Origin of the sequence: Bradyrhizobium genomosp. III, from assembly GCF_000261705.1 — a bacterium.
Classification (GTDB): Bacteria; Pseudomonadota; Alphaproteobacteria; order Rhizobiales; family Xanthobacteraceae; genus Bradyrhizobium; species Bradyrhizobium ottawaense.
Map to the genome: position 1 here is coordinate 1 of NZ_AJQF01000158.1, position 14,488 is coordinate 14,488.

Annotated in this window: 13 protein-coding genes; 4 read left to right on the top strand and 9 right to left on the bottom strand. The window is 65.7% G+C overall.

Annotation, left to right across the window (positions count from 1 at the left end; all coding sequences use genetic code 11):
- The 9 genes from IC66_RS0113260 to IC66_RS0113300 all read right to left on the bottom strand — a co-directional run.
- The coding region (locus IC66_RS0113260; RefSeq protein ID WP_049806525.1) for an ABC transporter permease at positions 1 to 721 on the bottom strand (721 nt) is incomplete at its 3' end.
- Positions 718 to 1,668 carry an ABC transporter permease gene (locus tag IC66_RS0113265; RefSeq protein WP_028142482.1) on the bottom strand — a complete coding sequence of 317 codons (951 nt, stop codon included), beginning with the start codon at positions 1,666 to 1,668 and terminating at the stop codon, positions 718 to 720. The genes IC66_RS0113260 and IC66_RS0113265, both read right to left, overlap by 4 nt.
- On the bottom strand, positions 1,661 to 3,184 hold the full coding sequence (locus IC66_RS0113270) for a sugar ABC transporter ATP-binding protein (protein ID WP_028142483.1): 1,524 nt from the start codon (positions 3,182 to 3,184) through the stop codon (positions 1,661 to 1,663). The genes IC66_RS0113265 and IC66_RS0113270 overlap by 8 nt, the downstream gene beginning before the upstream one ends.
- A 10-nt stretch (positions 3,185 to 3,194) precedes the next feature.
- Positions 3,195 to 4,589, bottom strand: coding sequence for an FAD-linked oxidase C-terminal domain-containing protein (locus IC66_RS0113275; RefSeq protein ID WP_038947952.1), 1,395 nt, complete (start codon positions 4,587 to 4,589; stop codon positions 3,195 to 3,197).
- A gap of 58 nt (positions 4,590 to 4,647) precedes the next feature.
- Complete coding sequence (locus tag IC66_RS0113280) at positions 4,648 to 5,532, bottom strand: intradiol ring-cleavage dioxygenase (RefSeq protein ID WP_028142485.1); 885 nt, start codon at positions 5,530 to 5,532, stop codon at positions 4,648 to 4,650.
- 18 nt (positions 5,533 to 5,550) lie between these two features.
- Positions 5,551 to 6,453, bottom strand: a complete 903-nt coding sequence (locus IC66_RS0113285) for an NAD(P)-dependent oxidoreductase (RefSeq protein WP_038947953.1) — start codon at positions 6,451 to 6,453, stop codon at positions 5,551 to 5,553.
- A gap of 20 nt (positions 6,454 to 6,473) precedes the next feature.
- The gene (locus tag IC66_RS0113290) at positions 6,474 to 7,838 is read right to left on the bottom strand and encodes an amidohydrolase family protein (RefSeq protein ID WP_038947954.1); all 1,365 of its coding nucleotides are present in this window, start codon (positions 7,836 to 7,838) and stop codon (positions 6,474 to 6,476) included.
- Positions 7,839 to 7,842: 4 nt separating this feature from the next.
- Complete coding sequence (locus IC66_RS0113295; protein ID WP_038947955.1) at positions 7,843 to 8,922, bottom strand: maleylacetate reductase; 1,080 nt, start codon at positions 8,920 to 8,922, stop codon at positions 7,843 to 7,845.
- On the bottom strand, positions 8,919 to 9,242 hold the full coding sequence (locus tag IC66_RS0113300; protein WP_038947956.1) for a Dabb family protein: 324 nt from the start codon (positions 9,240 to 9,242) through the stop codon (positions 8,919 to 8,921). The genes IC66_RS0113295 and IC66_RS0113300 overlap by 4 nt, the downstream gene beginning before the upstream one ends.
- 108 nt (positions 9,243 to 9,350) lie before the next feature.
- On the opposite strand from IC66_RS0113300, the gene IC66_RS0113305 reads away from it, so the two are divergent.
- From IC66_RS0113305 to IC66_RS0113320, 4 genes are all read left to right on the top strand, one after another.
- Positions 9,351 to 10,274, top strand: coding sequence for a LysR family transcriptional regulator (locus IC66_RS0113305; protein ID WP_038947957.1), 924 nt, complete (start codon positions 9,351 to 9,353; stop codon positions 10,272 to 10,274).
- 12 nt (positions 10,275 to 10,286) lie between these two features.
- A complete protein-coding gene (gene xylB / locus IC66_RS0113310) occupies positions 10,287 to 11,732 on the top strand; it encodes a xylulokinase (RefSeq protein WP_038947958.1) in 1,446 nt (481 codons plus the stop codon).
- 130 nt (positions 11,733 to 11,862) lie between these two features.
- A complete protein-coding gene (locus IC66_RS0113315) occupies positions 11,863 to 13,386 on the top strand; it encodes a sugar ABC transporter ATP-binding protein (protein WP_038947960.1) in 1,524 nt (507 codons plus the stop codon).
- On the top strand, positions 13,379 to 14,419 hold the full coding sequence (locus IC66_RS0113320; RefSeq protein WP_038947961.1) for an ABC transporter permease subunit: 1,041 nt from the start codon (positions 13,379 to 13,381) through the stop codon (positions 14,417 to 14,419). Before IC66_RS0113315 ends, IC66_RS0113320 begins: the two co-directional genes overlap by 8 nt.
- Positions 14,420 to 14,488: the final 69 nt, after the last annotated feature.

The window sequence follows — 14,488 nt, forward strand, 5'->3', positions numbered from 1 at the left end:
GCGACAGGAAGATGATCGAGGCAAGTCCCGCCATGGTGCCTGAGACCGCATAGACCAGCAGCAGGCGGCGCGGGACCGGAATGCCGGAGAGGCGCGCGGCGACCGGATTAGCGCCGATCGCATAGATCTCCTGGCCCCAGATCGTCCGTTGCGCAAACAGCGTCCCGATCCCGAGGAACACCAGCAGCAGATAGACCGGGATGGGCAGGCCGAACAGATAACCGCTGCCGATCTGTCGGAAGCCCGCCGGGAAGCCGTGCAGCGTCTCGCCGGCCATGTACCAATAGGTGAGGCCGTTCAGCACCCAGAGCATGCCATAGGTGGCGATGAAGGAGGGGATGCGCAGCGCGGTGACCATGACGCCGTTGAGCAGGCCAACGATGCCGCCGCAGGCAAGCCCGGTGAGGATGCCGAGCGCCGGCGAGCCGGTCTTGTGGATCACGGTCCCGGCGATGCAGGCCGACAGCGCAACATTGGCGCCAACGGAGAGGTCGAGGCCGGCCGTCAGCACCACCAGCGTCAGGCCGGAGGCGATGAAGAAGGTCAGGCTCGCCTGCCGGAGCACGTTGAGGATGTTGCCGAGGCTCAGGAAGGAATCGCTGAGCACGGCGAGCACCGCGCAGATCAAGAGGGCCGCGAGCAGGCGATAGAACACCTGGATCGCATCCTGCGACAGGAAGGAACGGGGCGGCATCATCGCCTCTTTGGTGATGTCGGTCATGCCCGGCTCCTGAGACCATCGAGGAACAGCGCGACGATGACGAGGACGCCGACGCTTGCGACCTGCACCGAGGACGGCAGCGAGATCAGGTTCAACCCGTTGCGCAACACGCCGACCGAGAGGACGCCGAGCAGGGTACCGAGCAGCCAGCCATTGCCGCGCTCGAACGAGGTGCCGCCGACCGCGACGGCGGCGATGGCATCGAATTCAAGTCCGAGGCCGGCGGTGGGGTGGCCGGAATTCATCCGCGCGGTCATCAACAGGCCCGCGATGCCCGCCATGGCGCCACCGATCGCGTAGACCGCGATCAGCAGACGGTTCGGCGAGAGGCCGGCATAGCGCAGCGCCTCGCGATTGCCGCCGAGTGCGAAAATGTAGGTGCCGAAGCGGGTGTGATAGAGCAGGCCGTGGAACGCCGCGTAGGTCACGAGAGCCATCACGATCGGCACGGGAATGCCGAGCAGCGTCGCTGAATAAATGTCGCGGACGCCGTGGGGGATGCCGACCACGCTCTGGCCGTCGCTGACGATCAGCGACAGGCCCTGCGCCATGCCGAGCGTACCGAGCGTGGCGACGAAGGGCGGAATGCCCAGGATCGCCACCAGCCAGCCGTTGGCGACGCCGAAGGCCGCGCCGACCAGCAGGCCGGCGCCTAAACCGAGCAGCATCGATTTGGTGGCGAGCGACACGATCGCGACGCAGAGCGAGGTCAGCGTCAGCACCGCGCCCATCGACAGGTCCAGCCCCTCGGTCATGATGATCAGCGTCATCGGCAGCGCGAGCATGGTCAGGATGGTCGACTGCACGAGCACGTTGGAGAGATTGGCGACCGACAGAAATCCCGGCGCGATCACGCTGAACAGCGTGACCAGGAGCACGAGCACGATGGCAACGCCGGGAATGCGTTGCAGCGGATTGGGCTGTGAAACGACCGCGGCTTCACGCATGATGCATCCCCAGTCGCACGATGTTCTCCTCGGTCAGTTCGTTGCGGTTCAGGTGGCCGGCGATGCGCCCCTCGCGCATCACATAGGCGCGGTCGCAGACATGGCAGATCTCGACCTGTTCGGACGAGATCATCAGCGCCGCCGCGCCTTCCGCGACCAGGCGGTCGATCAGCGCAAAGATCTCGGACTTGGCGCCGATGTCGATGCCGCGCGTCGGCTCGTCGAAGATGAAGAGCTTTGAGCCGGCCGCCAGCCATTTGCCGATCACGACCTTCTGCTGGTTGCCGCCCGAGAGCAGGCCGACGGTCTGACGCGCACTCGGTGTCGCGATCCTCAATTGCCGGATCAGGGCATCGGAGGTGCGCTGCGCACCGCGCTGGTCGAACAGCCCGCTCGGGAACAGCTTTCGCAGCGCCGACACCACCAGATTGTCGCTCACCGAGCGCAGCAGCGCGAGACCTTCGCTCTTGCGACTCTCCGGGATCAGCGCGATGCCGCGGCGAGCGGCGAGGTCCGGCTCGCCGGAGATGGCCTTGCCGTCGAAGATGATCTCGCCCGACGTCACGGGATCGGCGCCGAAGATGGCGCGTGCGACTTCGCTGCGGCCCGAGCCGACCAGGCCGCACAGGCCGACGATCTCGCCGCGGCGCACCTCGATGTTGATGTCGGAGATGCCGGTCGAGGCGGTCAGGCCCTTGACCTCGAGCAGCAGCTCGCCAGGCTTGTCGGCAAAATTGCGCGGATAGGTCATGTCGACGTTGCGGCCGACCATCATGCGGACGAGCTGGTCCGGCGTGACGTCGGCGGGCCGGACGCCGTCGATGCGTCGGCCGTCGCGCAGTACCGTGATACGATCACCGAGTGCGAACACTTCGGCCATGCGGTGCGAGATGTAGACGATCGACACGCCGTCGGCCTTCAGCCGTGCGATCAGGGCAAACAGCAGCTCGGTCTCGCGGTCGGACAGCGCCGCGGTCGGCTCGTCCATCACGAGGATGCGGGCGTCCTGGCTGATCGCCTTGGCGATCTCGACCATCTGCTGCTGCGCGACGCCGAGCTTGTCGACGATGGTGGAGGGATCGATGTCGAAGCCGATGGTGTCGAGCACGCGCTTTGCGTCAGCCAGGATCTTGCGGCGGTCGATGGCGCCGGGGATGTGGCCTTTCGGCTCGCGGCCGAGGAAGATGTTCTGTGCGATATCGAGATAGGGGACCAGCGAGAATTCCTGGAAGATCACGGCAATGCCGAGCTTCTGCGCATCCGCGGTCGAGGAGATCGCGACCTTCTTGCCCTCAAAATAGAACTCGCCAGCGTCGGCGCGGTAGGCACCGCACAGCACCTTCATCAGGCTCGACTTGCCGGCGCCGTTCTCCCCGAGCAGCATGTGGACTTCGCCGGGGTAGACGGCAAAGGACACGTCATCCAGCGCCTTGACGCCGGGAAACTCCTTGCTGATGCCGCGCAGCTCCAGCAGCGGGGTGGGCGAGGTGACCTCGATCGGAAGCGCGTCGCTCATGCCTTGTCACTCATGCCTTGGCTCCGCTCGCAAAGATCTTTCCGGGGTTCATCAGATCATTCGGATCGAGTGCGGCCTTGATGGATCGCATCACATCGACGGCTTCGCCAAGCTCGTCGGTGAGATAGTCGATCTTGCCGAGCCCGATGCCATGCTCGCCGGTACAGGTGCCGTCCATGGCGATGGCGCGGGCGACCATGCGGGCCTGAAGCGCCTTAGCGCCTTCGGCCTCCTCGGGCTGAGCCGGGTCGATCAGGATCAGCATGTGGAAATTGCCGTCGCCGACATGGCCAACGATCGGCGCGGTAAAGCCGTGCTCGTCAGCGTCGCGCCGCGTCTCGGTCAGGCATTCCGCCAGCCGCGAGATCGGCACGCAGACATCGGTGATCACGGCGCGTGCGCCGGGCCGGAGGCCGAGGCCGGCATAGAGCGTGTTGTCGCGGGCGTGCCAGAGCCGGCTGCGGTCTTCCTGTGCCTTGGCCCAGGCAAAGCCATGGCCGCCATGGTCGGCGGCGATCGCCTGCGCGGCCTCGGCCTGCTCGTCGACCGAGGTCTCGGATCCGTGAAATTCGAAGAACAGGGTGGGCGCTTCGCGGTAACCGAGCTTGGCATAGGCATTGATGCCGCGCATCATGACGTCGTCGAGCAGCTCGATGCGCGCCACGGGGATCGCGGACTGGATCACGGAGATCGCGGTATCGACGGCGTCGTGCAGGGTGTCGAAGCTGCAGACCGCGGCCGAGATCGCCTGTGGGACGGGATGCACCTTCAGCGTGATCTCGGTGATGATTCCGAGCGTGCCCTCCGCGCCGACGAACAGGCGCGTCAGGTCGTAGCCGGCTGCCGACTTCCGCGCACGCTTCGCGGTCCGGATCACCCGGCCGTCGGCCAGCACCACCTCCAGCGCCATGACATTGTCCTTCATCGTGCCGTAGCGCACCGCCATGGTGCCGGAGGCGCGCGTCGAGGTCATGCCGCCAATCGAGGCGTCGGCGCCGGGGTCGATCGGGAAGAACAGGCCGGTGTTGCGCAGCTCTGCATTGAGCTGCTTGCGGGTAATGCCGGGCTGCACCACGACATCCATGTCGCTGTCGTGCACGCTGAGCACCCTGTTCATGCGGGCTAAGTCGAAGCAGACGCCGCCCGCGACCGAGGCCGCATTGCCTTCGAGCGAGGTGCCGGCGCCGTACGGGACGATCGGCATGCCCGCGCTCGCGCACAGCTTGACGATCTCCGCGACCTCCTGCGTGGTCTCAGGGAAGACGACGATGTCCGGCGGCAAATTGCGATAATGCGACTCGCTCTGCCCGTGCTGATCGAGCACGCCGCGCGCAACGCTCGCGCGCGGGCCGATCATGCCCGTGAGGCGCTCGGCCAAGATGCTCGTGCTGACCCGCGGTCCCATCCTCAGCTCCCGTCTGCCCCCTGTTGCCGGACTCTTGCTGGTCCGTCGCCGCTCTAGCTTAAGCGGCTCTTGCGTTGCTCGCGACCTGCTTTAGGCCGAAATCATAGTTGAGATGGAAATACTCGCTGTCCACCATGCGACCATCCGGCGCACGGCCGGCCGGATGCCTGGTGAATTCGCGGATCAGGCTGTCTTTGACGCCGAACACCACGTCCGAGTCGAGATACTGGTCGCCGGCAACGAACACATGTGTGACGAGCTGCTCGAAGCCGGGCGCGGAAATCATGAAATGCACATGCGCGGGGCGCCAGGGATGGCGGCCCTGCGCCTCGAGCATCTCGCCAACCGGGCCGTCATGCGGAACGGGATAGGCGGCCGGCTTGATCGACCAGAAATGGAATCTGCCGTTGGCGTCGGTGTGGAAGCGCGCGCGCATCGCGAGATCGCCAATGGCATCGAGCTGCTGCACGTCGTAATAACCATCATCGTCGGAGTGCCAGACGTCGACGACGGCGCCCACGAGCGGCTTGCCGTCGACGGTCGCCACCGAGCCGGTGACCAGCATCGGATCGCCCTCCATCGGACCGGAGATATCCGCGCCGCTGTCCTTTTCCGGTGCGGCCTGGACGAAGAACGGGCCGAGCACCGTGGTTTCGGTCGCGCCCTCTGGCACCGGATGGTTGATCGCGTCGACCAGCATGGAGACGCCGAGCGTGTCCGACAACAGGATGAACTCCTGGCGCTTGTCGTCGCACATGTGGCCGGTGCGGGTCAGGAAATCGATGCCGAATTCCCATTCCTTCTGGGTCGGCCGCACCTCGCGGACGAAGGCATGAAGGTGGCGCACCAGCGCTTCGCTGACCTGCTTGATGCGCGGATCGGTTGCGTCCTTGATCCGCTCCAGCACGGCGTCGGTGATCGTGTTCTCGTTGAAATTGCGCATATGTGTGCCTTCCGCCGATCAGAGTTTGGGCTCGCCGAGCCCGGACAGCCGTTCCAGGTGCTTGACCGTCGCGATGAAGTCGGTGTCGCCGTCGCCTTGCGCGACCAGCGAGCCGTAGGTCTCGCGCACTTGGGCCGCCAGCTGCAACGGCACGCCGACGGCATGGCCGGCACCCAGGATCAGGTCGAGATCCTTGGCCATCTGCTTGCAGGAGAAGGTCGACTCGAAATCGCGGGTTCGTAGCGGCGCGGTCTTGTATTTCACCATCGGCGAGGCCACCGCGCTGTCGTCGAGCACCTTCAAGATATCCTGCCAGGCGATGCCGCCCTTGCGCGCCAGCGCCAGGCTCTCGGCCATCATCGCGGCCGACACCGCAATCATCAGATTGACCGAGAGCTTTGCGTAGCGGGCTTCCTCAGCTGGTCCAAGATAGGTCTGTGCGCGGGTGAAGGCGGCGAACAGCGGCTTTGCGTTTTCGAAGGCGTCATTCGGCCCCGAGACGAAGCAAGTCAAGGCGCCGGTATGAACGATGCTGGCATTGCCGGAGACCGGTGCGCGCAGATAGGCAATCCCGCGGGCCTGTGCCGCGGCCGCGACTTCAGTAGAAGCCTCGACACTGACAGTGCTGGTTTCGATCAAAATGGCGCCCGGCGCCATCGCGGCGATGACGCCGGTGGGGCCGAGCAGGGCGCCGCGCAACGCGACGTCGTCGGGCAGGGAGGTGACGACAGCCGCCTTGCCGCTCACGGCCTCGGCCGGCGATGCGGCAATCGCAATACCTTGCGCGCGTGCCTCGTTGATCCGCGCCGCGCTCTGGTCGAACGCGGTGACGGCAAAACCGGCCTTGGCGACGAGCGCCGACATCGGCAGCCCCATCTTGCCGATCCCGATGAAAGCGATGATTTTCGAGGTATCTGTCATTGTTGTTGTCCGTTGGCGCCTCAGGCGGCGCGTCCCTGTCGTTCGATGTCCTGCACCAACCGCCGGCCGGATTGCGCCAGCAACTCTTTCTTGGTCTCCAACCCCTCAGCCAGCAGTCGACCGTTCCGCTTCTTCCAGGCGCCGCCGATCATGACGGCCTCGATATTGGCGAGGCTCGTCTGCATCACGACGGTGGCGACGGGATCATGCACCGGGACGAGGTTGAGATCGCCGGCGTTGATGATGACGAGATCGGCGAGCTTGCCTGGCGTCAGCGAGCCGATCTGGCGCTCGCGGCCGAGCATGCGGGCGCCTTCCGTCGTGATCCAGCGCAGCGCCTCGCGCACGGGGATCGTGGTCGTCGCGGGGATGGTGCCGCGGGTCTTGCGGGACTCCGCATTGTCGAGCGATCGCTGCATCGAGAGCGCAATGCGCGCGGCGGAGAACAGGTCGCCGGCCAGGATGGATTCGAGGTCAATGCCGATGGTCGGCCGCACGCCACGCCTGAGCAACCGTCCGGTGATCGGAAAGCCATGGCCCTGGATCATCTCGTTCTCGGGCGTCACCGAGAAGGAGACGCCGAGATCGACCATCATGTCGAGGAGATTGTCGGGCAAATCGTTGCCATGGACGATGTTGATGTCGGTGCCGACGAGGCCGGCTTCGATCAGCTTCTCCCAGCCGCCGGGCGTCTTGGCCGGACCGCCGCCCTGATGCATCGATGCGATCAGCTTGAGCTCGCGCGCCATGCGTAAATCATGCATGGCGACCTCGAGCGTCGAATAATGCGGGCCGAGGATCGCAAGGCCCAGCGTGACAAGGCCGTCGCGGTCGGCGAGGGGACCCGTGAGCAGCCGCTCGACCTCGCGGCGCGGATGCGGCACTTCCGAGAAATGCGGCTCGCCGGGCTTTGGCTCCGGCTTTGGCGAGCCATGGAAGAACGCGGCACGAATGCCGCTCTCGATCAGGCCGCGCACGGCAGCGTCGGTATGATCAGGTGTCGGATTGTTGTGACACCAGTCGACGAGTGTTGTCGTGCCGCAGTTGATCTGGTTCAGCGCGCCGACCAGCGTCGCGATATGGATGTCGTCGGGCCGGAACACGGTGGCCAGCCCGGCATGCATGCGGCGGAAATATTCCAGCAGTGTCCAGTTCGCGGCATAGCCGCGCAGGCCCGTCTGCCAGGTGTGCATATGCGCGTTGATCAGGCCGGGGATGACGATGCGACCCTTTCCGTCGATGATCTCCGTATCGGTCGCGACATCGATCGATGGTCGCACCTCGACGATCCGGTTGCCCTCGACCAGCACGTCGCCGGTGCCGAGGTCGCCGATCGCGTCATCCATGCTGATGACGGTCGCGGATCTGATCAGCGTGCGTCGCATGATCTCACGCCGCCGTTTTGACAGCGCCCGGCGGCTCGCCGGCCCAGGCGCGTGCGATCAGATCGCGAATGGCGCCGCGCTCGAGCGGGCGCGGATTCCAGTAGGCGTTGGTGACGGCAAGATCAGCCGCCTTGTCGATGCCGCCCTCGGGCATGCCGATATCGCGCAGCGCCGTCTTCGCACCCAGCCGCTTCGCAAGTTCGAAAAGTCCCTGCGATGCATCGGCAGCGCCAATCGCGCGCGAGATGCGCATCATGGCGTCGGGCACCGCCGGCGCATTGTAGGCCAGCGCATGCGGCAGCACGATGGTGTGGGTCTCGGCATGCGGCAGGTCGAAGGTTCCGCCGAGCGTGTGGCAGAGCTTGTGATGCAGCGCCATGCCGACGGTGCCCAGACAAACACCGCACAGCCAGGCGCCGTAAAGCGCTTCTGTGCGGGCCTCGCGGTCGTCGCTCTTGGCGGCGATGGCGGGCAGGGCGCGGGCCAGTGCGCGGATGCCTTCTTCCGCCATCAGCGACGTCACGGGATTGGTGTCGCGCGCGTAAAGCGCTTCCACCGCGTGGGCGATCGCGTTGATGCCTGATGTCGCGGCGAGACCCGCCGGCAGCGTCAAAGTGAGATCGACATCGTAGATCACGGTCTCCGGCAGGATAGCCGCATCGCGCACGGTGGTCTTCAGGCCGTTCTCGGTCTGGCCGACGATCGGCGTCATCTCCGAGCCTGCATAGGTGGTGGGAATGCAGAGCTGGTTGACGCCGGTTCGCAGCGCCAGCGCCTTGCCGAGGCCGGTGGTCGAGCCGCCGCCGAGCGAGACGACGCAGTCGGCCTCGCACGCCTTCATTGCCGCGAGCGCACGCTCCGTGACCTCGACCGGCGTGTGCATGGTGGCCCCGGGAAAGATGCCGGCATAGAGCGGGCCGAGCGCCGCCCCAAGGCTCTTGCCCTGCGCCTCCTGCTGCGGCGTCGTCAGCACAAGCGCGCGCTTGCCGCCGAGCCGTTCCACCTCGGCCTTGGCGGAGCCAAGCGTTCCGCTACCGAAGACGACGCGGCAGGGCAGGTTTTCAAAGGTGAACGAACCGATCATGCGCCGGTCTCTTTGATGGGATAATCGACCTGGAAGCGTCCGATCCGCAAGTCGCCAAGCGCCTCGCGCACGCGTAGATGTTCGGGATGGTTGGCATAGGCCGAGAGCGCGGCCTGGTCGGTAAATTCCGAGAACAGCACCACGTCGCAGGCGTAGTCGACCGCACTGACGTCCATGCCGACTTCGATATGGGTGAGGCCGTCGATCCTACCCTTGAGGCCCTCGAACAGGGTCTTGACCTTGACCCGGGCGGCGGAGCGCTCCTCGGGGCTTTCCCCGCGCAACCGCCACATCACGATGTGCCTGATCGGGCCCGACATTTCCTGATTTTCCTCGCCTGCGATTATGTCTCGTTGTGGCTATTTTGCCTTGCAGAAAACGGAAATAAAGGCCAAAATTTGTAAGTCTCTTTTCCTCTTTTAGCAAAAATGGACCGGCTGCTCCAACTCGAAGTCTTCTCCAAAACCGCCGAACTCGGCAGCCTGTCCAAGGCCGCCGAAATCCTGCGGATGTCGAACGCGGCCGCCAGCCGCCACCTCAGCGCGCTGGAGGAACGGCTCGCAGTCCGGCTGATCGAACGCAACACGCGCCGGCTATGGCTGACGGAGGCAGGGCAGGAGCTTCTGCAGCGCTGCAGCACGTTGTTGAACGAGCTCGCCGAAGCCGAGGATGCCGTCTCCGACCGCGCGCTGTCGCCGAAGGGCATGCTGCGCGTGACGAGTTCGCTGTCCTTTGCGATGATCTATCTCGCGCCGATGCTGCCCGCCTTCCGCGCGCTGTATCCTGATCTCAGCGTGCAGATCATCAGCGCAAACCGCTACCTGGACTTCATCGAGGCCGGCATCGACGTGGCGATCCGCACGCGCGAGCACGAGCCGGATTCCAACATCATCGTCCGCCGCATCGGCCAGATGCACCGCGTGCTCGCGGCGGCGCCGTCATATCTGGAGAAGCACGGCCGGCCGGAGCACCCTGCCGATCTCGCCCGCCACAACATGCTGATCTACAATCTCGCCAACGATCCCTATTCGCTGCGGCTCAGCCAGGGCAGCACGACGCAGACGGTGCGGATCGCGCCGACGCTCGACAGCAATGATGGCCAGATCATCTGCGGTGCGGCACGCGCGGGGCTCGGCATCCTGATCCAGCCGCTTTACATCGTGCAGAGCGATATCGCAGCCGGCCGGCTGGTGCCTGTCCTGACGGGCTGGGAGTTGCCGCTGCTCACCATGAACATCGCCTATCAAAACCGCGTCCGGCTGCCTGCCAAGATCAGGGTGTTTTCCGACTTCCTGGTCAGCCACATCCGCGAGCATTCCGAGCCGGGGATCTGGATCGACGCGGCGAAGTGAGCGGAAGCAGTCATGTATCTCGGCATCGATCTCGGCACCTCCGCAGTCAAGACCGTTCTCGTCGACGGCGCCCAGCGCGTGATTGCAAGCGAGAGCCGGCCGCTGATGATCACCTCGACGCAATCGGGTTATTACGAGCAGGACCCCGCGCAATGGATCGAGGCGACCTTCGCCACGCTCGATGCCCTGAAGACGTCGCATGGAAAAGAGCTGGCGACGGTCGAGGGCATTGGGCTGTCCGGCCAGATGCATGGCGCCACGCTGCTCGATGCGAGCTCGAGGCCGCTGCGGCCTTGCATCCTGTGGAACGACGGACGCGCTGCCGCCGAGTGTCGCGTCCTGGAGCAGCGCTGGCCTGCCTTGCGTGCCGTGACGGGCAATAAGGCGATGCCAGGCTTTACCGCGCCGAAACTGCTCTGGGTCGCGACGCACGAACCTGAAGTCTTTGCAGCGACGAAATTGGTGCTGCTGCCAAAGGCCTATCTGCGCCTGGTGATGTCAGGCGAGGCCGTCGAGGACGTGTCGGATGCGTCGGGATCCCTATGGCTCGACGTCGCGCGCCGGGACTGGTCGGACGAGGCCTTGGCCGCGACCGGCCTGTCGCGCGATCACATGCCGCGCCTGGTCGAGGGATGCGCGGCAGCAGCAACATTGCGCAGCGACCTCGCGCAGCGCTGGGGCATGGTGAGGCAGCCGGTGATCGCGGGCGGCGCTGGCGACAATCCGGCGGGCGCCGTCGGCATCGGTGCGATCCAGCCGGGAACCGCGTTCGTATCTTTGGGAACCTCGGGTGCCCTGCTGGCGCCGACCAGTACAATCGCTGCGAACCCGGACTGTGCGGTGCATACCTTCTGCCACGCCGTTCCCGGCATGTGGATTCAGGCTGGCGCGATGCTGTCGGCCGCCTCCTGCCTCGCCTGGGCCGCGCGCCTGTTCGGCGTCAGCGAGGCCGAGTTGCTGGCGCCGCTTGGATCGCATCCACAGGCGCCGTCGCCGGTGAGCTTCCTGCCTTATCTCGCGGGTGAGCGGACGCCGCACGACGATCCCGTCGTGCGCGGCATGCTCGATGGTTTGAGCCATGGCACCGATCGCGCGGCGATCGTGCAGGCGGTGCTCGAGGGCGTTGCCTTCGCGCTGGCCGATTGCCGCGACGCGCTCGCCGATGCTGGCATTGTGATTACGGAAGCCGATGCCATTGGCGGTGGTTCACGGTCCGGCTTCTGGCTCTCGGTGCTGGCGAACGTGCTGAATGTTCCGATCCACCGCTTCGCCGGAGGTGAGACCGGCGCAGCGTTCGGTGCGGCGAGATTGGGGCGACTTGCTGTCACCGGTGAGGCGATCGCCGCCGTTTGCACCCGGCCGCAGCGCATCGAGACGTACGAACCTGACACCGGGCTGACTGATGCTTATGCCGAGCGGCTTCCCGCCTGGCGCGAACTGTATCGGCCGCGCCACTAGCATCGCCTCGATGCTACATTCCCGTCTGTTCGGTATTGCCCTGTGCCGCGGCCTTTTGTTTAATGCGCAAGCCGCGCTGACAGAATGATTGAGACGCGGGTGGGAAACGCATTGTGCGCCGGGAGGCACGATGAACGATCCGATCCTCGAGATGCGCGGGGTCTCAAAGTCCTTCTTCGGCATCAAGGCGCTGCGCGCCGTCGATCTCACTGTCTATGCCGGTGAAATGCATGCCCTGATGGGTGAGAACGGCGCCGGCAAGTCGACGCTGATGAAGATCCTGTCCGGCGCCTATCGGCCGGATCCCGGCGGCGAGATCCGCATCGAAGGACAGCCGGTACGGATCGAAGGTCCGCTCGGCGGCCGCGCGGCAGGCATCTCCATCATCTATCAGGAGCTGTCGCTCGCGCCCAATCTCAGCGTTGCCGAGAATATCTATCTGGGGCGAGAGATATCGCGGACAGGCTTGCTGGCGCGCGGCGCCATGCGCGAGGGCGTCGGTCCCATCCTGAAGCGGCTCGGTGCGGACTTCCTGCCGTCGACGCTGGTGGCGCATCTGTCCATGGGGCAACGGCAACTGGTCGAGATCGCGCGTGCGCTGCACGCGAGATCAAGGATCCTGATCATGGACGAGCCGACCACGGCGCTGTCGGCCGGCGAGAGCGCACGGCTGTTCGCGCTGATCCGCCAGCTTCGCGCCGAGGGCCTCGCCATCATCTACATCTCGCATCGCATGGACGAGGTCTACGCGCTCGGCGACCGCGTCACCGTGCTGCGCGACGGCCGGCTGGTCGGCTCGCTCGACAAGCCCGAGATCCGTGCGGACACCATCGTGCGGCTGATGGTCGGGCGCGACGTCTCATCGTTCTACAAGAAGGACCATGATCCGGAGGCGGGACGCGGCCATCCCGTGCTCGCCGCGATCGACATGGCCGATGGCCTGCGCGTCAAGGGCTGCTCGCTGACCGTGCACGCGGGTGAGGTGGTCGGTCTCGCCGGCCTGATCGGCGCCGGGCGTACCGAGCTTGCGCATCTCATCATCGGCGCGTTGCCAAAAACCTCCGGCCGGCTCGAGCTGGAGGGACGGCCGGTCGAGATCCGCACGCCGGGTGAGGCGCTTGAGGCCGGCATCGCCTATCTGACGGAGGACCGCAAGGCGCTCGGCCTGTTTCTCGACATGTCATGTCTGGACAACATCAACCTCGCGGTCCTCAGCCGCGATGCGAAGCTCGGCTGGTTCCTGGATCGCGATAAGGCACGCGAGCGCGCCGATCGGGCCTTCGCAGGGCTCAGCATCCGCGCCGCCAACGTCGGCGTTCCCGCCGGCGGCCTGTCCGGCGGCAATCAGCAGAAGCTGCTGTTGTCGCGGCTTCTTGCCATTGCGCCAAAGGTGCTGATCCTCGACGAGCCGACGCGCGGCGTCGACGTCGGCGCCAAATCCGAGATCTATTCGATCATCGACAATCTTGCCAAGGCCGGCACCGCGATCCTCGTCATCTCGTCCGACCTGCCCGAGATCATCGGCATCTGTGACCGCGTCGTCGTGATGCGGTCGGGACTGGTCGCAGGCGAGGTCCGGCGAACCGAGACGGCGCCGTTGAACCAGGAAGACATCATGACGCTTGCCACGGGGATGGAGCATCTCGATGCCTGACAATGGTGCCTCGCAGGCCAAGCCGGCATCGACGACGACCAACGGTGCTGCCGCAGAGTCAAAGCGCCAGCGGGTGAGGGTGCTGATCAGCGCGCTCGGTATGTTGCCGGTGCTCCTGATCCTCTGCATCGGCTTCCACTTCCTGTCCGAGGGCCGCTTCTTCACCGGACAAAATCTCGGCATCGTGCTGCAGCAGGCCGCGGTGAACACCGTGCTTGCCGCAGGCATGACCTTTGTCATCCTCACCGGCGGCATCGACCTTTCGGTCGGCTCGATCCTGGCGGCCTCCGCCATGGCCGGGCTGACGCTCTCCAAGATACCGGAGCTCGGGATGCTTTGGCTGCCGGCCGCGCTGCTCACCGGCCTTGGCTTCGGTGTCGTCAACGGCGCGCTGATCGCGCTGCTCCGATTGCCGCCCTTCATCGTCACGCTCGGCTCTCTCACTGCGGTACGCGGCCTGGCGCGACTGCTCGGGGCCGACACCACCGTGTTCAATCCGTCCATTCCCTATGCCTTCATCGGCAACGGCTCCCTGACCCTCATCCCCGGCGTCGCGTCGATCCCGTGGCTCTCGGTGATCGCCTTGCTCGTCATCCTCGTCTCGTGGCTGGTGCTGCGCCGGACCGTACTCGGCGTGCACATCTATGCCGTGGGCGGCAATGAAAGCGCGGCGCGGCTTGCCGGCATCAAGGTCTGGGGCGTGCTGATCTTCGTCTACGGCGTCTCCGGGCTTTTCGCCGGGCTCGGCGGCGCCATGCAGGCGGCGCGGCTCTATGCGGCCAACGGCCTGCAGCTCGGCCAGTCCTACGAACTCGACGCGATCACCGCCGTGATCCTCGGCGGCACCTCCTTCGTCGGCGGCATCGGCTCGATCTGGGGCACGCTGGTCGGCGCGTTGATCATCGCCGTGCTGTCGAACGGCTTGATCCTCGTCGGCGTCTCCGACATCTGGCAATATGTCATCAAGGGCCTGGTGATCATCGGCGCCGTGGCGCTCGATCGCTACCGGCTGCAGGGCTCCGCCAGAACTTGAAGGGCTCTGCCAGAACTTGAATGCGAGGTTCCGTTGCGGCAACTGGTCTGCCGCGCCGGGGACGAAGAC

Coding starts and splice junctions, on each gene's coding strand:
- IC66_RS0113265 (WP_028142482.1), bottom strand. CDS start 1,668: ATGCGTGAAGCCGCGGTCGTTTCACAGCCCAATCCGCTGCAACGCATT.
- IC66_RS0113270 (WP_028142483.1), bottom strand. CDS start 3,184: ATGAGCGACGCGCTTCCGATCGAGGTCACCTCGCCCACCCCGCTGCTG.
- IC66_RS0113275 (WP_038947952.1), bottom strand. CDS start 4,589: ATGGGACCGCGGGTCAGCACGAGCATCTTGGCCGAGCGCCTCACGGGC.
- IC66_RS0113280 (WP_028142485.1), bottom strand. CDS start 5,532: ATGCGCAATTTCAACGAGAACACGATCACCGACGCCGTGCTGGAGCGG.
- IC66_RS0113285 (WP_038947953.1), bottom strand. CDS start 6,453: ATGACAGATACCTCGAAAATCATCGCTTTCATCGGGATCGGCAAGATG.
- IC66_RS0113290 (WP_038947954.1), bottom strand. CDS start 7,838: ATGCGACGCACGCTGATCAGATCCGCGACCGTCATCAGCATGGATGAC.
- IC66_RS0113295 (WP_038947955.1), bottom strand. CDS start 8,922: ATGATCGGTTCGTTCACCTTTGAAAACCTGCCCTGCCGCGTCGTCTTC.
- IC66_RS0113300 (WP_038947956.1), bottom strand. CDS start 9,242: ATGTCGGGCCCGATCAGGCACATCGTGATGTGGCGGTTGCGCGGGGAA.
- IC66_RS0113305 (WP_038947957.1), top strand. CDS start 9,351: ATGGACCGGCTGCTCCAACTCGAAGTCTTCTCCAAAACCGCCGAACTC.
- xylB (WP_038947958.1), top strand. CDS start 10,287: ATGTATCTCGGCATCGATCTCGGCACCTCCGCAGTCAAGACCGTTCTC.
- IC66_RS0113315 (WP_038947960.1), top strand. CDS start 11,863: ATGAACGATCCGATCCTCGAGATGCGCGGGGTCTCAAAGTCCTTCTTC.
- IC66_RS0113320 (WP_038947961.1), top strand. CDS start 13,379: ATGCCTGACAATGGTGCCTCGCAGGCCAAGCCGGCATCGACGACGACC.